Below are 15,224 nucleotides of genomic sequence, written 5' to 3' on the forward strand. Positions count from 1 at the left end.
CGAGGCGGCGATCACGCCGAAGACCAAATGGGTGTTCCTGAATTCGCCCTCGAACCCGACGGGTGCGGCCTATTCCTACGACGACCTGAAGCCGCTGTGCGACGTGCTGATGAAGCATCCGCACGTCTGGATCATGACCGACGACATGTACGAACACATCGTCTACGACGATTTCAAGTTCGTGACCCCGGCGGAGATCGAGCCCGGGCTCTATGCGCGCACGCTGACCGTGAACGGCGTTTCCAAGGCCTATTCGATGACCGGCTGGCGTATCGGCTATGCCGCGGGTGACGTCGCCCTGATCAAGGCCATGGCCAAGATCCAGAGCCAGTCGACCTCGAACCCCTGTTCGATCAGCCAAGCCGCCGCGGTCGAGGCGCTCACCGGCACGCAGGACTTCATCGCGCCCCGAGCCGAGCGCTTCAAGGAACGCCGCGACCTCGTGGTCGCCATGCTGAACCAGGCCAAGGGGCTGAACTGCCCGCGGCCGGAAGGGGCCTTCTATGTCTATCCGTCCTGTGCGGGCGTGATCGGCAAGAAGACGCCGGACGGCAAGGTGATCGAGACCGACGGCGACTTCGTGACCTACCTCCTGGAGAGCGAAGGGGTCGCAGTGGTGCAGGGGGCGGCCTTCGGCCTGTCGCCCTATTTCCGCATTTCCTACGCCACCTCGGACGAGGCCCTGAAAGAAGCCTGCACCCGCATCCAGCGGGCCTGCGCTGCGCTCTCCTGACGATCGGCAAGGTATTTTAGAATATTTCTAAAATACCTTGCCCAGGCCTTTGTCCCTGCCTACATTGTGGAAATCGAAGGAGGTAAGTGACCATGGCGAAATCGAGCAAGGCCAAAGCGGCCGGGCAGAACGAAGCGGGCATCGACATCGGCCTGAACGAGGCTGCGCGCAAGAAGGCGGCCGGCATTATGACCGCGGTGCTGGCCGACACTTTCGCGACCTACCTGAAGACCCACAATTACCACTGGAACGTGACCGGGCCGTTCTTCCAGAGCCTGCACAGCCTGTTCGACGGCCAGTACAACGAGCTGCATGACGCGATCGACGGCATCGCCGAGCGCATCCGTGCCCTGGGCGAGAAGGCGCCCGGCTCGCTGGCCGCCTTCGCCAAGCTGACCTCGGTCTCGGAGCCGATCGCCGGCGCCACGGCGGACGAGATGGTGCGCGACCTTGCCGCCGCCAACGAGGCCCTGGTGCGCAGCCTGCGCAAGGCCGAGGCGGAACTGGGCGAACTCGGCGACGTGGCCTCGGCCGACCTCCTGGTCGGCCGCATCGAGGCGTCCGAGAAGCACGCCTGGATGCTGCGTTCCTCGATCGGCTGAATGTCGATTTCTCACCCGCCGGCGTAACCCGCCGGCGGGATCGGGCGAACTACTCCTCAGTCAGTCCCTGCCGTCGAGGAGAGCCATGTCGATCCGCATCCGCAAACCGTGGGACATGCTCCGCGAGTCCGAGGCGACGCCGGAACATCTGTTCTTCAACCGCCGCGGCCTGATCAAGGCGGCGGCCGCCGGGGCGGCCTTCGTGCTGGCGGGCTGCGACGGCGAGGACAGTGCGGCCGACACGGGCCGCAAGCCGACCGCGCAGAGCGGGGCGACCGAAGCCCCCCCCGATCCCTCCGCCGGCCGCTATCCGGCCAAGCGGAACGACGGCTTCGCCATCGACCGGCCGCTGACCGACGAGCAATGGGCCTCGACCTACAACAATTTCTACGAATTCGGCACCCACAAGCAGATCTGGGCGACCGCCGACCGGCTGAAGACCCGGCCCTGGACGGTGACGATCGACGGCATGGTGGCCAAGCCCGCGACCTATGCGATCGACGATCTCTTCGCCAAGATGGACTTCGAGGAACGGCTCTATCGCCACCGCTGCGTCGAAGCCTGGTCGATGGCCGTGCCCTGGACCGGCTTCCCGCTGAGCCGCCTGCTCGCCCTGGTCGAGCCCTTGTCCTCCGCCAAATACGTGCGGATGGAAACCTTCAACGATCCTGAGATGGCACCGGGCCAGCGCCAGAGCCTCTATCCCTGGCCCTATGTCGAGGGCCTGACGATCGAGGAGGCGGCGAACGATCTCGCCTTCATGGTGACCGGCGTCTATGGCAAGCCGGCGGCACCCCAGTTCGGCGCGCCGCTGCGCTTGGCGCTGCCCTGGAAATACGGCTTCAAGTCGATCAAGTCGATCGTCCGCATCACCCTGACCGACCAGCGGCCGGTGACCTTCTGGCAGGACCTGGGGCCCGACGAATACGGCTTCTGGGCCAATGTGAACCCGCAGGTCCCGCACCCCCGCTGGTCCCAGGCCTTCGAGCGGGTGCTGGGCAGTGACGAGCGCCGCCCGACCCTGCTCTTCAACGGTTACGGCGAGATGGTCGCCGGACTTTACAAGGGGCTCGAGCGCGAACCCCTCTACATGTGACGGTTCAGCTCCAGAGGCTGGCGATCTTCTGCAGCGCGCGCGGCGTGAGCGAGAGCTGGTCGTAGCCCGACTGGGTTTCGATCAAGCCCCGCTGGCGTGCGGTGCGGAGCAGCACGTCCATCTCGAGTTCGCTGAGGCCGAGTTCGATACGCGCGGTGTCGCGCTGCAGGAAGCCGTAGCGGTCCCGGTTGGCGGGCCGGTTCAGCGCCAGCAGCAGGTCGACGAGCTGGCGTTCGCGGTAGGTCGGGGCGACGGCGGCACCTTCGCGGTAGATGCCGGGGCGGTGGTGGGCGGCATAGCTCATCGTGCGTGCACCCTCTCGTTGACGGCGACGGGACCCGCCTTGGCACTGGTCTTCAGGTGATCCGCCACCTCGGCGGCAAAGCTGAGGCCGGCCTTCAGCTCCCGCGCGATTTCATTCACCAAGGCCAATTCTTCGTGGCGCAGCTGATGCTCCAGGAACTCCTCATTCACCCGCATCATGGTTTCCAGGACACTGGCCTGGACCTCACGCTGCATGATGTCGATGCGTCTCAGAGTCAATGCGACTGCGGACTGCGGGTCTCCATCCATGGTCGGCGATCCCTCGAAACAAAGCGACTGTAACGACAGATTGCCCCAAAAAACCGCCCGTTATCGACGGCAACAGAAACCAAAACGGTTGCAGATTCCGAGCCGATTTGGGCTGAATGAGTGAAGACCGCCGGAAAGGCGGTAAGCGCCCTGGCGCCGCCTCAGTAAATAAAACCGTTTTGGAGATAATGCCGGTCCGGGGGGAGCCGGCCGCTGCCGGTCAGAGCAAATGCCACAGCGACCAAGCGGCGAGACCGATGGTCGCCCAGGGCAGGGACAGGCGAAGCAGGTGGCGGATCCGGTGGCCCCAGGGGGCCGGATTGTCGTTGGCGGGGCGGTCCAGCCGGATCCAGCCGGCCGCCGTGCCAGGAGGGACCAGGCCGGCCCCGGGCGAGCGGCCACGGGCGCCGTCGCGCCGTGGCCTGCCGCCGGGGGCCGGGAACTCCATGATCCGGCTCAGCCGCGATTTTCGACCGGCACGAACGGGCGCCGGGGCGAACCGGTGTAGAGCTGACGCGGACGGCCGATCTTCTGATGGGGATCGGCGATCATTTCCGACCACTGGGCGATCCAGCCCACGGTGCGCGCCAGGGCGAACAGCGGGGTGAACATGGTGGTGGGGAAGCCCATCGCCTTCAGGATGATGCCCGAATAGAAGTCGACGTTCGGGTAGAGCTTCTTCTCGATGAAGTAGGGGTCGTGCAGCGCGATCTTCTCGAGTTCCATGGCGACCTGGAACAGCGGATCGTCATGCACGCCGAGCTCGTCGAGCACGGCGCGGGCGGTCGCCTGCATCACCTTGGCGCGCGGGTCGTAATTCTTGTAGACCCGGTGGCCGAAGCCCATCAGGCGGAACGGATCGTTCTTGTCCTTGGCCTTGGCGATGTATTCGGGGATGCGGTCGGGCGTGCCGATCTGCTGCAGCATGTTCAGCGCCGCTTCGTTGGCGCCGCCATGGGCGGGGCCCCACAGGCAGGCGATGCCGGCGGCGATACAGGCGAAGGGATTGGCGCCCGACGAACCGGCCAGGCGGACGGTCGAGGTCGAGGCGTTCTGTTCGTGGTCGGCGTGCAGGATGAAGATCTTGTCCAGCGCCGAGGCGAGCGTGGGCGAGACCTTGTAGGGTTCGCAGGGAACGCCGAAGGTCATGTAGAGGAAGTTCTCGCAGTAACTGAGATCGTTACGCGGATACATGAACGGCTGGCCGATCGAATATTTGTAGGCCATCGCCGTGATGGTCGGCAGCTTGGCGATCAGGCGGTGGCTGGCGATCAGGCGCTGGCGCGGGTCGTTGATGTCGGTCGAGTCGTGATAGAAGGCCGAGAGCGCGCCGACGACGCCGCAGATCACCGCCATCGGGTGGGCGTCACGGCGGAAGCCGCGATAGAACATCGCGAGCTGCTCGTGCACCATGGTGTGATAGGTCAGCGCCTTGACGAACTTGTCCTTCTGGGCGCCCGTCGGCAGTTCGCCGTTCAGCAGCAGGTAGCAGACTTCGGGAAAATCGCTCTGATCCGCGAGCTCGTCGATCGAATAACCACGATAGAGCAGGACGCCTTCGTCGCCGTCGATATAGGTGATCTTCGATTCGCAGCTTGCCGTCGAAGTGAAGCCGGGATCAAAGGTGAAATAGCCGGTTTCCGCATAGAGCTTGCGGATGTCGATCACCTTCGGCCCTACAGACCCTTCCAAGACGGGATACGATGTTTTCTTGCCACCATCCTCGAGAACGACAGAGGTCCGTTCGGCCATCTCGCTTTACTCCGTTAAGGGTCGTTTGTGACGAATTCGACGCGACGCCTGGCCTGAGGGGAGGGGGCCCTGCGCGTTTCGGATGAAGCTCGCCCTATTATACTGCTAAGCATTTCGGCACGAATAGGGCCCTCGTGGCCGAACTGCACCTTTTCAAGGCTATCCTTTAGTGGTGACCTCCGGCATGGCGAAGGGCGTCGGCGATGCGTGCCAACGTCTCGTCGCGGCCCAGGATTTCCGCCACTTCGAAGATCGGCGGCGAGACTGTCGAGCCGGTGACGGCGGCGCGGAGCGGCTGCGCGATGTCGCCGAGCTTGGCCCCCGTCGCCTCCGCCAGGGCGCGCGCGGCACCCTCGATTTGCGCGGCCGAAAAGCTGTCGATCGCGGCCAGTTCGTCGGCCAGGGCGCTCAGCCGGTCGTGGCCGGGGGTGCCCTTGGCGATCAGCTTTTCAGCCTTGGCGTCGAACGGCAGGGGCCGCGGCGTGACCAGGAAGCGGGCCGACTCCGTGAGCTGGACCAGGGTTTTGGCCCGGGCCTTCAGGCCCTCCATGGCGCGGGTGACGAGGCTGGTTTCGGCTTCGGTCAGGGCATGACCCGCGGTCTCGGCCAGTTTGGGCGCGATCAGGCCGGCCAGGCGGGCATCGTCGGCCTGGCGGAGGTAGTGGCCGTTCAGATTGTCGAGCTTGGCGTAGTCGAAGCGGGCGGGCGAGCGGCCGACGTTTTCGAGCCCGAACCATTCGATCGCCTGCTCGGTCGAGATGATTTCCTCGTCACCGTGGCCCCAGCCGAGACGGAGCAGATAATTGCGCATCGCCTCCGGCAGGTAGCCGAGGTCGCGGTAGGCGTCGACGCCCAGCGCCCCGTGGCGCTTCGACAGTTTGGCACCGTCCGGCCCGTGGATCAGCGGGATATGGGCGAAGGCCGGCACGTCCCAGCCGAGCGCCAGATAGAGCTGGGTCTGGCGCGCCGTATTGGTCAGATGGTCGTCGCCGCGGATGACATGGGTGATGCCCATGTCGTGATCGTCGACCACGACCGAGAGCATATAGGTCGGCGTGCCGTCGGAGCGGAGCAGGATCATGTCGTCCAGCTCCGTATTGGGGAAGCGCACGTCGCCCTGGACCAGGTCCTGCACCAGGGTCTCGCCCTCGCGCGGCGCCTTCAGGCGCACGGCCGGGGCGACGCCGGCCGGCGCCTCCGCCGGATCGCGGTCGCGCCAATAGCCGTTGTAGCGGGGCGGCAGGCCCTGGGCCCGCGCCTCTTCGCGCATCCGGGTCAGCTCGTCCGGCGTGCAGTAGCAGTAATAGGCCTTGCCCTCGGCGACCAGGCGGCGCGCCTCGGCGGCATGGCGTTCGGCCCGGGCGAATTGGAAGACCACCTCGCCGTCCCAGTCGAGCCCGAGCCATTGCAGGCCCTCGAAGATCTTCTGGATGGCATCTTCGGTCGACCGCTGGCGGTCGGTGTCTTCGATGCGAAGGCGGAAGATGCCGCCGAAATGGCGGGCGAAAAGCCAGTTGAACAGGGCCGTCCGCGCGCCGCCGATATGCAGGTAACCGGTGGGCGAGGGGGCGAAGCGGGTGACGATGGCGGACATGAGCAGCGCGGGCAGTTTGTGACGGCCCCCTGTTTAGCATGGCGAATTGGCTGATCACACCCCTGTCTCGGCTTGCTACCATTCGGCGATGGTCGCAACCGGATCGCCCTGAACCTTGGCCGTATCGAGCGTCGCCCGGCTGCTGCTCGCGGAGCGCGAGCGGTGGTTCCTCTGGCTGCCTTTCCTGGTGGGGGCGGGCGACGCCGCCTATCTGGCCCTGGCCTGGGAACCAAGCCTGGCCGCGGCACTGGCGCCGGCGGTGCTCCTGCTCTGCCTCCTGGTGGCGACACGGGCCGGGGGGGCCCTGGGCATCGGCCTGATCGCGGCCCTCGCCCTGACCGGCGGTTTCGCGGCGGCCAAGCTGCGCGCGGTGGCCGTCGGAACGCCGGTGATCGCCGAACGCAACGGGCCGGTCGAGCTGCAGGGCACGGTGGTGGAGCGCGAAGCGCGGCCCGACCAGCGGCCCCGAGCGGTGCTGGAAGATCTCGCCATCGGCGGCCTCGCGGGGCCGCCGCCGCGGCGGATCCGTCTCTCCTTCGATCCGTCGGTGGCGCTCGAGGCGATCGCGCCCGGCGCGCGGATCTCGGTCTCCGCCGTGCTCCTGCCGCCGCCGGGGCCGGCCCTGCCCGGGGCGCCGGACCACGGCAGGGCGATGTGGTTCGACGGCATCGGTGCGGTCGGCTATGCCGATGCGGCCCCTGTCCGCCTGGAGGGCGGGGCGCCGGACAGTCTCGCTGCCTGGCGACAGCGGGTAGCGGACGGTCTGGTCGCCGCCATGCCGGCCCCGGAAGGGGCGATCGCCGCGGCCTTGACCGTGGGGCTCCGCGGGGCGGTGCCGGCCGCGGTCGAGGACCGCTGGCGGGCGGCCGGGATTTCCCACATCCTCTCGATCTCGGGCCTGCACATCGGGCTCGCCGCCGGGATCGTGATTTTCTCCCTGCGTTTCCTGCTGGCCGCCGTGCCGGGCATCTCGCTCCGCCATCCGGTGAAGAAATGGGCGGCGGCGGTGGCCCTGCTCTCGGCCGCCGCCTATACGGTGGTGGCCGGCCTGGACGTGCCGGCCCAGCGTTCCTTCATCATGACGGCGATCGTCCTGCTCGCCGTCCTGGTGGACCGGCTGGCGGTCACGCTCCGCCTGGTCGCCATCGCCGCCCTGGCGATCCTGCTGATCGAGCCGGAGAGCATTCTGTCGCCCGGTTTCGGCATGTCCTTCGCTTCAGTCGCGGTGCTGGTCGCCGGCTATGAGCGCGTGCGGCCGCGTCTCGCCGGTTGGCGCGCCGGGGGCGGCTGGCTGCGCCGGGTCTTGCTGGCGCTCGGCGGCATCTTCGCATCGAGCCTGCTCGCCACGCTGGCGACGGCGCCTTTCGCCATTGCCCACTTCGGGCGGCTGTCGCTTTACGGGCTGGCGGCCAACCTGGTGGCGGTGCCGATCACCGGCTTCGTCATCATGCCGGCCGCGGTCGCCGCGGCTGTGCTGGCCCCCCTCGGCGCCGAAGGGCCGGCGCTCGCCGCGCTCGGCCTCGGCATCGGCTGGGTCGATGACCTGGCGGCGGCGATCGCGGCTTGGCCGGGGGCGGCGCTGGCGGTGCCGGCGATGGGGCAGGGGGCGCTCGCCCTCTTTGTGCTGGCCGGTGCCTCGCTTCTGCTGTGGCGCCATTGGCTCCGGCTGACGGCACTGCCCTTCGCCCTGGCAGCGATACTCGCCTGGTGGTACCGGGCGGAGGCACCGCCGCTCTTCCTCGTCCATGAGGACGGTAAGGCGGTGGCGGCGCCCGTGGGGGAGCGGCTGGTCGTGCTGCCGCCGGGCACGCCCCGTTTCATGGTCGAGCAATGGGGCGAATTCCTGGGCCTGCCGGAGACCGAGGCCTTGGACCGCCGTCAGGCCTGCCGCGCGAAGGCCTGCCGCCTCACGCTGGCGGATGGCCGGGAACTGGTGGTCGCCGGGGGCAGTGCGGTGCCGCCCTGCGCCGATTTCGTCGTGCTGCCCGCCGCCGCGCGGCCGCCCGATTTCGCCTGTTCCGGCTTGGTGCTCGACCGGCCACGGCTCGCCGGGGCGGGCACGCTGTCGGTCGGGGTCGACGGCAGCGTCACCTCGACCACGGCAGGGCGCGGACAGAGGCCCTGGACAGCCGCTTATGAGTGAAGGCAAAGGCCTTTCACCGCCTTGTCGACCGCCTTGCGCGGCCCGCGCAGGGCGAGGCCCACCAAGTCCGGCGCCAGGGCGTCCTCGGCCGCGAAGATCATCATGGGCTGGCCCAGCGTCCGGCCGTAAATCCGCCCCGCGGCATCGACATAGGGCAGGCCGAGTGTTTCCGGCGCCGCGGCGGCGATCCCAGTGGCCAGGAAGGCGGCGATATTGAGCTTCTGCCAGGCCAGCAGGTCGTCGCGCAGCACGAGGGCCACCTTGGTGTCGAACACGGGGGCGGCGTCGGGATCGGTCGGCAGGGTCTCGGTCATGGCATCCTCCTGCCCCGATCTTGGCCGTCCGGTTTCTCTCAGTCTGGAACGCCCGTGCAGAGACGGCGGTAGGTGGCTGGCGTGGCGCCATAGGCGCGGCGGAACCAGCGGCCCAGGTCGCTTTGATCGGCAAAGCCGACCTCGGCCGCCACGCCGGCCGGCGCCGGTCCCTCGGCCAGTTCCGGGCTGTCGCCGTCATGCGCCTCGCCCGGCTCGATCAGGATGGCGCGGCCGGGCGTGTTGCTGGTCCGCGGCGCGCCGCGGCAGCGGAATTTCTGCACGCCCTGCTCGGTCACGCCGATCAGGACTTCGTCATGGGAATGGAGATCGAAGGCATGGCCGGGGAAGAAGCCCCGCACCCATTCGATGCCGCCCGCCGGATCGCGCCGGCAGTCGAGCCAGGATGTCCCCGCCGCGGCCGAATTCAGTGATAGCGGCGCAGGATGCCGACCAGCTTGCCCTGCACCTTCACCCGGTCGGGCCCGAAGATGCGCGTCTCATAGGCGGCATTGGCGGGTTCGAGGGCGACCGTGTTGCCCTTGCGGCGCAGGCGCTTCAGCGTCGCTTCCGCATCGTCGACCAGGGCCACCACGATGGTGCCGTTCTCCGCCGTATCGGCCCGGCGGATGATGGCGATGTCGCCGTCCAGGATGCCGGCCTCGATCATGGAATCGCCCTGCACCTCGAGGCAGTAGTGCTCCCCCTTGCCGAGCAGGCTGGCCGGCACGGCAAGGCTGCGCGAATTGTCCGACAGCGCCTCGATCGGGGTACCGGCGGCGATCCGCCCATGCAGCGGCAAGGTGACCGAACCCGCCGCCTCGTCCGTCCTGGCGGCGGGCAGGGGGGTGGTGAAAGTGCCGGTGATGACCTTGCCTTCGGAGGTGGCGATGCGCGGGCTTCGCGTCGTCTTGATCGGGTCGGGCAGGCGCAGCACCTCGAGGGCGCGGGCGCGGTGGGCCAGGCGGCGGATGAAGCCCCGTTCCTCGAGCGCCGTAATCAGGCGGTGGATGCCCGACTTGGATTTCAGGTTGAGGGCGTCCTTCATCTCGTCGAAGGAAGGCGAGACCCCCTTTTCCCGCAGGCGGGCGTCGATGAAGACGAGCAACTCATATTGCTTCTTGGTCAGCACGCCGCGCCCTCCGCAGAATCAGCCGGGGAACATAAAAAGAACACCGGAAACTGTTCTATTTTGGTTCCTGTGCGGCGTCAAGCCGCTCACGCGCCGAGCTTCTTGAACTTTTCGCAGGCGCCGACCAGGGCGGCGCGGATCCCCGGCTCGAAGGCATTGTGGCCGGCGTCCGGAATGATCTGATAGGCGGCCTCGGGCCAGGCGCCGTGCAGGTCGTCGGCCGAACGGATCGGGCAGACCATGTCATAGCGCCCCTGCACGATGACCGCCGGAATATGGCGGATCCGGCCGACATCCTCGATCAGCTGGTTCGGGCGGAGAAAACTGTCGTTCACGAAATAATGGGCCTCGATCCGGGCGAGGCCCAGCGCCGTCACCTCGTCGGCGAAGCCCAGCACGGTTTCCGGGCTCGGCAGCAGGGTGGAGCACGAGCCTTCGTAGGTGCTCCAACTCTGTGCCGCCGGCATATGCACGGCGGGATCGGGATCGATCAGGCGGCGGTGGTAATTGTGCAGGAGGTCGCCGCGTTCGGCTTCCGGCAGGAATTCGGCGAAGCGCCGCCAATTCTCCGGGAAGATCTCCCGCATGCCATAGAGGAACCACTGAATCTCGCTCGGCCGGCACAGGAAGATGCCGCGCAGCACGAGGGCCAGCACTCGCTCGGGATGGGTTTCGGCATAGGCGAGCCCGAGGGTCGAGCCCCAGCTTCCGCCGAACACCATCCAGCGGTCGATGCGCAGGTGCTCGCGCAGGCGCTCCATGTCGGCGACCAGGTTCTGGGTCGTATTGCCGTCGGTCGCACCGAGCGGGCGGGAGCGGCCGGCGCCGCGCTGGTCGAAGACGACGATGCAGTAGACTTCGGGATCGAAGAAGCGGCGATGCACCGGCTTTGCGCCGGCGCCGGGCCCGCCATGCACGAAGACCACCGGCAGCCCGCGGACATTGCCCGACACTTCCCAATAGAGGCTATGGCCGTCGCCCGTGTCGAGTTGGCCGGACAGGACGGGTTCGATTTCCGGATAGAGCTCGGTGCGCATGGTCGGATGGTCCTTCAGAACCAGTCGAGGGGGATCGCCGGCACCAGGGCGCCCGCGGCCAGCGCCGGGGCGCCGGGCGGGCGGACGATCAGCACGTCGGCCTCGGCGAGGATGCGGAGCTGGGACGAATCCTGCTGGGGGGCGGGTGTCGCCACCGGCACGCCGTCGGTCCCAGGGGCCAGGCGGGCGCGCAGATAATCTTCGCGCCGGTCGTTGGCCGCGACATCGGCGCCCAGCCGGACGTCGATCGGGGCGAGTGGCCGCGGCTCCAGGCCCGAAAGCCGGTCGAGCGCCGGCCCCAGGAAGAGCAGGGCGCAGACCAGCGCCGAAACCGGATTGCCGGGCAGGCCCAGCAGCGGCACGCCGCAGTGCCGCCCGAACATCAGCGGTTTGCCCGGGCGCATGGCGATCTTCCAGAAATCCAGGCCGCCGCCGCCATCCGCCAGCACGCGCGCGATCAGGTCGCGGTCGCTGACCGAGGCGCCGCCGAGCGTGACCAGCAGGTCTTCCTCGATGCCGCAGGCGGCCTTTTCGGCGATCTCGTCCGGGTTGTCGCGCGCGATGCCGAGATCGACCGGAATACCCCCGGCGCGCTCGATGAAGGCGAGCAGGGCGGGCCGCGCCGCATCGACGATCTGGGCCGGGCCGCGTTCGCTGCCGGGGGCGGTCAGTTCGTCACCCGTCGCCAGCACGGCGATCCGCGGCTTGCGGCGGACTTCGACCATGGCGACGTCCGCGGCGGCGAGCAGGGCGACATCGCGGACGGAGAGGCGGCGCGGTGCTTCCATGACGATCTCGTCGCGCCGGAAATCCAGACCGGCCAGCCGGATGTAGCGGCCCGGGGCGGCGCTTTCGAGTACCGTCACCCGGTCGTGGTCGTGGCTGGTGTTTTCCTGGATCGCGATGGCGTCGGCACCGTCCGGCACCGGCGCCCCGGTGAAGATGCGGACTGCCTGACCGCGGCCGAGAAGGCCGGAGAAGCCTTTGCCGGGCACGGATTCGCCCACGATGTCGAGGGCGACGGGCACGATCGAGAGATCGGCCGCGCGCACGGCCCAGCCGTCCATGGCGGAAAGGTCGAGCGGCGGCTGGGTGCGCCGGGCCGCCACCGGCGCCGCGAGAACCCGGCCGAGCGCTTCGGCGAGCGGCACCACTTCGGTGCCGACGGGCTCCAGGGCGGCCACGATCCGGGCACGCGCGTCCTCGACCGGGATCATCGCGCGACCCAGTCGCCCGATTTGCCGCCGGATTTGGCGAGCAGGCATATTTCGCCGATGACGATGCCCTTGTCCGCCGCCTTGGCCATGTCGTAGACGGTCAGCGCCGCGACCGAGACGGCGGTCAGTGCCTCCATCTCGACCCCGGTGCGGGCGCTGGTACGCGCCGTCGCGGTGATTGTGATGGTACCGGCCGAATGGTCGAGGGCGAAGTCGATGCCGACGAAATCGAGCGGCAGGCTGTGGCACAGCGGGATCAACTGGTCGGTCCGCTTGGCCGCCATGATGCCGGCCAGGCGGGCGGCGGTCAGCACGTCGCCCTTGGGCATGGTGCCGGCCGCGATCTCACCCAATATGTCGGGCCGTAGGCGGACGATGCCGCGGGCGACGGCGGTGCGTGCCGTCTCGTTCTTGGCCGAAACGTCCACCATGGTGGCGCGGCCCTGCTCGTCGAGATGGGAGAGCGCGCTCACGCCGCCGCCTCGAGGCCGAGCAGGCGGCGCGTCGCCGCCGTCACGTCGGCCTGGCGCATCAGGGATTCGCCGACCAGGAAGCTGCGCACCCCGACCGCGGCGAGACGCATCAGGTCGGCGTGGCTCTCGAGCCCGCTCTCACCGACGCAGATGCGACCCGCCGGCACGCGCGGTGCCAACGTTTCCGCCGTGGCGAGGTCGACCTTCAGGGTCTTCAGGTTGCGGTTGTTGATGCCGATCAGGGGCGAGGGCAGGGCGAGTGCCCGCTCCAGCTCGGCGCCGTCGTGCACCTCGATCAGGGCGTCCATGCCGAAGTCCTGCGCCGCCTGCACGAGGTCGAGGGCGAGGGCATCGTCGACCGCCGCCATGATCACCAGGATACAGTCGGCGCCCCAGGCGCGCGCTTCCGCCACCTGATAGGTGTCGACCATGAAATCCTTGCGCAGCGCGGGCAACGAACAGGCCGCCCGGGCCGCGGTCAGATAGAGGGGATCGCCCTGGAACGATGGCCCGTCGGTCAGCACCGAAAGGCAGGTGGCGCCGCCCGCCTCATAGGCGCGGGCAAGGGCCGGCGGATCGAAATCCGCCCGGATCAGGCCCTTGGACGGGCTCGCCTTCTTGACCTCGGCGATCAGGGCGAAGCCGCCCCGGGCGTGGCGGTCGGCGAGCGCCCGGGCGAAGCCGCGCGGCGCCGAAGCCGTGCGTGCCGCCGCCTCGACCGTGGCCGGGGGGCGGGCAGCCTTGGCGGCCGCCACCTCGTCGCGCTTGTAGGCGCAGATCCGGGCCAGCGTGTCGCTCATGGCTTGTTCGAAACCTTGACCAGGGCGTCGAGCGCCTTGCGCGCCCTTCCGTCGTCGATGCAGGCCTGCGCCAGGGCGACACCTTCCTTCAACGTCTCGGTCTTGCCGGCGACGATCAGGGCGGCGGCGGCATTCAGGCAGACGACGTCGCGATAGGCGTTCTTCACGCCGTCGAACAGCGCCCGCATGGCAAAGGTATTGGCTTGCGGATCGCCGCCCTTCAGTTCCGCCGCATCGACCACGGGCAGGCCCGCGTCCTCGGGCGAAATGTCGAATTCACGGATGGTGCCGTCGGGCAGCAGTTCGGCGACATGGGTCGGCCCGGTGGTGGTGATCTCGTCGAGACCGTCGGAACCATGAACGACCCAGGCCTTCTCGGTGCCGACCGCCTTCAGCACTTCGGCGATCGGGCGCACCCAGGCCTTGGAGAAGACGCCGAGCAACTGGCGCTTCACGCCGGCCGGGTTGGACAGCGGGCCGAGCAGGTTGAACAGGGTCCGGGTGCCCATCTCGGTGCGCACCTGGCCGACGAAGCGCATGGCGCTGTGGTGGTTCGGCGCGAACATGAAGCCGATGCCGGTCTTCTCGATACAGCGCGAAATGGTCGCCGGGTCGAGGTCCAGCTTGACGCCCAGCGCCGCCAGCACCTCGGCCGAGCCGGAGCGCGACGACAGCGCCCGGTTGCCGTGCTTGGCGACATGGACGCCGAGGCCGGCGAGCACGAAGCCCGTGGCACTCGAAATATTCCAGGTGCCGGCACCATCGCCGCCCGTGCCGCAGACGTCGATGGCATCGGCCGGGGCTTCGACCTTGCGCATCTTGGCGCGCATGATGTCGACGCCGGCGGCCAGTTCCTCGACCGTCTCGCCGCGGATCCGGAGCGCCATCAGGAAGGCGCCGATCTGAGCGTTCGACGCATCGCCCGACATCATCAGGTCGAAGGCGTGGCGGGCCGAGGTGCGCGACAGCGGTTCGCCCGTGGCGACCTCGGCCAGGATCGTCTTGAAGGCGTTGGTGGTCGGCGCCCGGGTCTTTCGCTGGTTGCCGGGCAGGGCCCCGGCGAGCGAGAGGAAATTCTCCAGCAGCACCATGCCGTGTTCGCTGGCGATGCTCTCGGGGTGGAACTGCACGCCGTGCACCGGATGAACCCGGTGGGCGATGCCCATGGCGAGGCCGTCCTCGGTCTCGGCCGTGACGTCCAGGTCTTCCGGCAGGTTCTCGCGCGAGACGATCAGGCTGTGGTAGCGGGTCGCCTTGAAGGGCGTCGGCAGGCTGTGGAAGACCGATTTGTCGCGGTGATGGATCGGGCTCACCTTGCCATGCAGCGGGATGGGCGCGCGGATCACGCGGCCGCCGTAAGCCTGGCCGATCGCCTGATGGCCGAGGCAGACGCCGAGGATCGGGATCTTGTGGCCGAGCCGGCGCACGGTTTCGAGGCAGATGCCGGCCTGATCGGGCGTGCAGGGGCCGGGCGAGAGCACGATCGCGTCGGGCTTCTGGGCCTCCAGCTCGTCGACCGTGATCGCGTCGTTGCGCCAGACTTCGACCTTGGCCCCCAGTTCCCCCAGGAAGTGGTAGAGGTTGTAGGTGAAGCTGTCGTAATTGTCGATCAGCGCGATCATCGTCCTGGTCCAAAGCTCCTCTGCCACGGCAACCGTCGCCGCGGCGAAACGCGATCCAACCCCCTGGCGCCGTCCCCGTCAAGGGGCGCAGGTCCCGCCGGCATTGCCGCAGGGGGGCAAACGTGGCGCTATTGCAGAA

Annotated in this window: 17 protein-coding genes; 4 read left to right on the forward strand and 13 right to left on the reverse strand. The window is 68.4% G+C overall.

Annotated features, from left to right (window positions below; all coding sequences use genetic code 11):
• The 3 genes from WC493_RS01820 to msrP form a co-directional block, all read left to right on the forward strand.
• Window positions 1–733: pyridoxal phosphate-dependent aminotransferase (locus WC493_RS01820; protein WP_373061909.1), on the forward strand; the 733-nt coding region annotated here is incomplete at its 5' end.
• Window positions 734–825: 92 nt separating this feature from the next.
• Window positions 826–1,335 carry a Dps family protein gene (locus WC493_RS01825; protein WP_373061911.1) on the forward strand — a complete coding sequence of 170 codons (510 nt, stop codon included), beginning with the start codon at window positions 826–828 and terminating at the stop codon, window positions 1,333–1,335.
• 85 nt (window positions 1,336–1,420) lie between these two features.
• Complete coding sequence (msrP, locus tag WC493_RS01830; protein ID WP_373061913.1) at window positions 1,421–2,431, forward strand: protein-methionine-sulfoxide reductase catalytic subunit MsrP; 1,011 nt, start codon at window positions 1,421–1,423, stop codon at window positions 2,429–2,431.
• Window positions 2,432–2,435: 4 nt separating this feature from the next.
• Here msrP and WC493_RS01835 read toward each other — a convergent pair whose 3' ends face one another.
• From WC493_RS01835 to gltX, 5 genes are all read right to left on the reverse strand, one after another.
• Window positions 2,436–2,735: a hypothetical protein gene (locus tag WC493_RS01835; protein WP_373061915.1), complete on the reverse strand. Its 300-nt coding sequence runs from the start codon at window positions 2,733–2,735 to the stop codon at window positions 2,436–2,438.
• Window positions 2,732–3,004, reverse strand: a complete 273-nt coding sequence (locus WC493_RS01840) for a hypothetical protein (RefSeq protein WP_373061917.1) — start codon at window positions 3,002–3,004, stop codon at window positions 2,732–2,734. Before WC493_RS01840 ends, WC493_RS01835 begins: the two co-directional genes overlap by 4 nt.
• A 220-nt stretch (window positions 3,005–3,224) precedes the next feature.
• Window positions 3,225–3,452, reverse strand: a complete 228-nt coding sequence (locus WC493_RS01845) for a hypothetical protein (RefSeq protein WP_373061919.1) — start codon at window positions 3,450–3,452, stop codon at window positions 3,225–3,227.
• Window positions 3,453–3,460: 8 nt separating this feature from the next.
• Window positions 3,461–4,756: a citrate synthase gene (gene gltA, locus WC493_RS01850; RefSeq protein ID WP_373061921.1), complete on the reverse strand. Its 1,296-nt coding sequence runs from the start codon at window positions 4,754–4,756 to the stop codon at window positions 3,461–3,463.
• A 166-nt stretch (window positions 4,757–4,922) separates the two neighbouring features.
• The gene (gltX, locus tag WC493_RS01855) at window positions 4,923–6,350 is read right to left on the reverse strand and encodes a glutamate--tRNA ligase (RefSeq protein ID WP_373061923.1); all 1,428 of its coding nucleotides are present in this window, start codon (window positions 6,348–6,350) and stop codon (window positions 4,923–4,925) included.
• A gap of 115 nt (window positions 6,351–6,465) precedes the next feature.
• On the opposite strand from gltX, the gene WC493_RS01860 reads away from it, so the two are divergent.
• Complete coding sequence (locus tag WC493_RS01860) at window positions 6,466–8,493, forward strand: ComEC/Rec2 family competence protein (RefSeq protein ID WP_373061925.1); 2,028 nt, start codon at window positions 6,466–6,468, stop codon at window positions 8,491–8,493.
• On the opposite strand, the gene WC493_RS01865 is transcribed toward WC493_RS01860, so the two are convergent.
• From WC493_RS01865 to WC493_RS01900, 8 genes are all read right to left on the reverse strand, one after another.
• Window positions 8,484–8,807 (reverse strand): DUF2000 family protein, encoded by a 324-nt coding sequence (locus WC493_RS01865; protein ID WP_373061927.1) that lies wholly within the window; start codon window positions 8,805–8,807, stop codon window positions 8,484–8,486. The genes WC493_RS01860 and WC493_RS01865 overlap by 10 nt on opposite strands.
• Before the next feature lie 38 nt (window positions 8,808–8,845).
• Window positions 8,846–9,166 (reverse strand): helix-turn-helix transcriptional regulator, encoded by a 321-nt coding sequence (locus WC493_RS01870; protein WP_373061929.1) that lies wholly within the window; start codon window positions 9,164–9,166, stop codon window positions 8,846–8,848.
• A 65-nt stretch (window positions 9,167–9,231) separates the two neighbouring features.
• Window positions 9,232–9,936 (reverse strand): transcriptional repressor LexA, encoded by a 705-nt coding sequence (lexA, locus tag WC493_RS01875; protein WP_373061931.1) that lies wholly within the window; start codon window positions 9,934–9,936, stop codon window positions 9,232–9,234.
• A gap of 86 nt (window positions 9,937–10,022) precedes the next feature.
• Entirely contained in the window at window positions 10,023–10,973 is a 951-nt protein-coding gene (gene pip, locus WC493_RS01880) for a prolyl aminopeptidase (RefSeq protein ID WP_373061933.1), read from the reverse strand.
• A 14-nt stretch (window positions 10,974–10,987) separates the two neighbouring features.
• Complete coding sequence (gene glp / locus WC493_RS01885) at window positions 10,988–12,190, reverse strand: gephyrin-like molybdotransferase Glp (protein WP_373061935.1); 1,203 nt, start codon at window positions 12,188–12,190, stop codon at window positions 10,988–10,990.
• Window positions 12,187–12,663, reverse strand: coding sequence for a cyclic pyranopterin monophosphate synthase MoaC (gene moaC, locus WC493_RS01890; protein WP_373061937.1), 477 nt, complete (start codon window positions 12,661–12,663; stop codon window positions 12,187–12,189). Before moaC ends, glp begins: the two co-directional genes overlap by 4 nt.
• Entirely contained in the window at window positions 12,660–13,463 is an 804-nt protein-coding gene (gene trpC / locus WC493_RS01895) for an indole-3-glycerol phosphate synthase TrpC (protein WP_373061939.1), read from the reverse strand. The genes moaC and trpC overlap by 4 nt, the downstream gene beginning before the upstream one ends.
• Window positions 13,460–15,085, reverse strand: a complete 1,626-nt coding sequence (locus WC493_RS01900; protein ID WP_373062036.1) for a bifunctional anthranilate synthase component II/anthranilate phosphoribosyltransferase — start codon at window positions 15,083–15,085, stop codon at window positions 13,460–13,462. Before WC493_RS01900 ends, trpC begins: the two co-directional genes overlap by 4 nt.
• Window positions 15,086–15,224 lie beyond the last annotated feature (139 nt).

The sequence above is a fragment of the Zavarzinia sp. genome, assembly GCF_041650655.1.
Lineage (GTDB): Bacteria > Pseudomonadota > Alphaproteobacteria > Zavarziniales > Zavarziniaceae > Zavarzinia.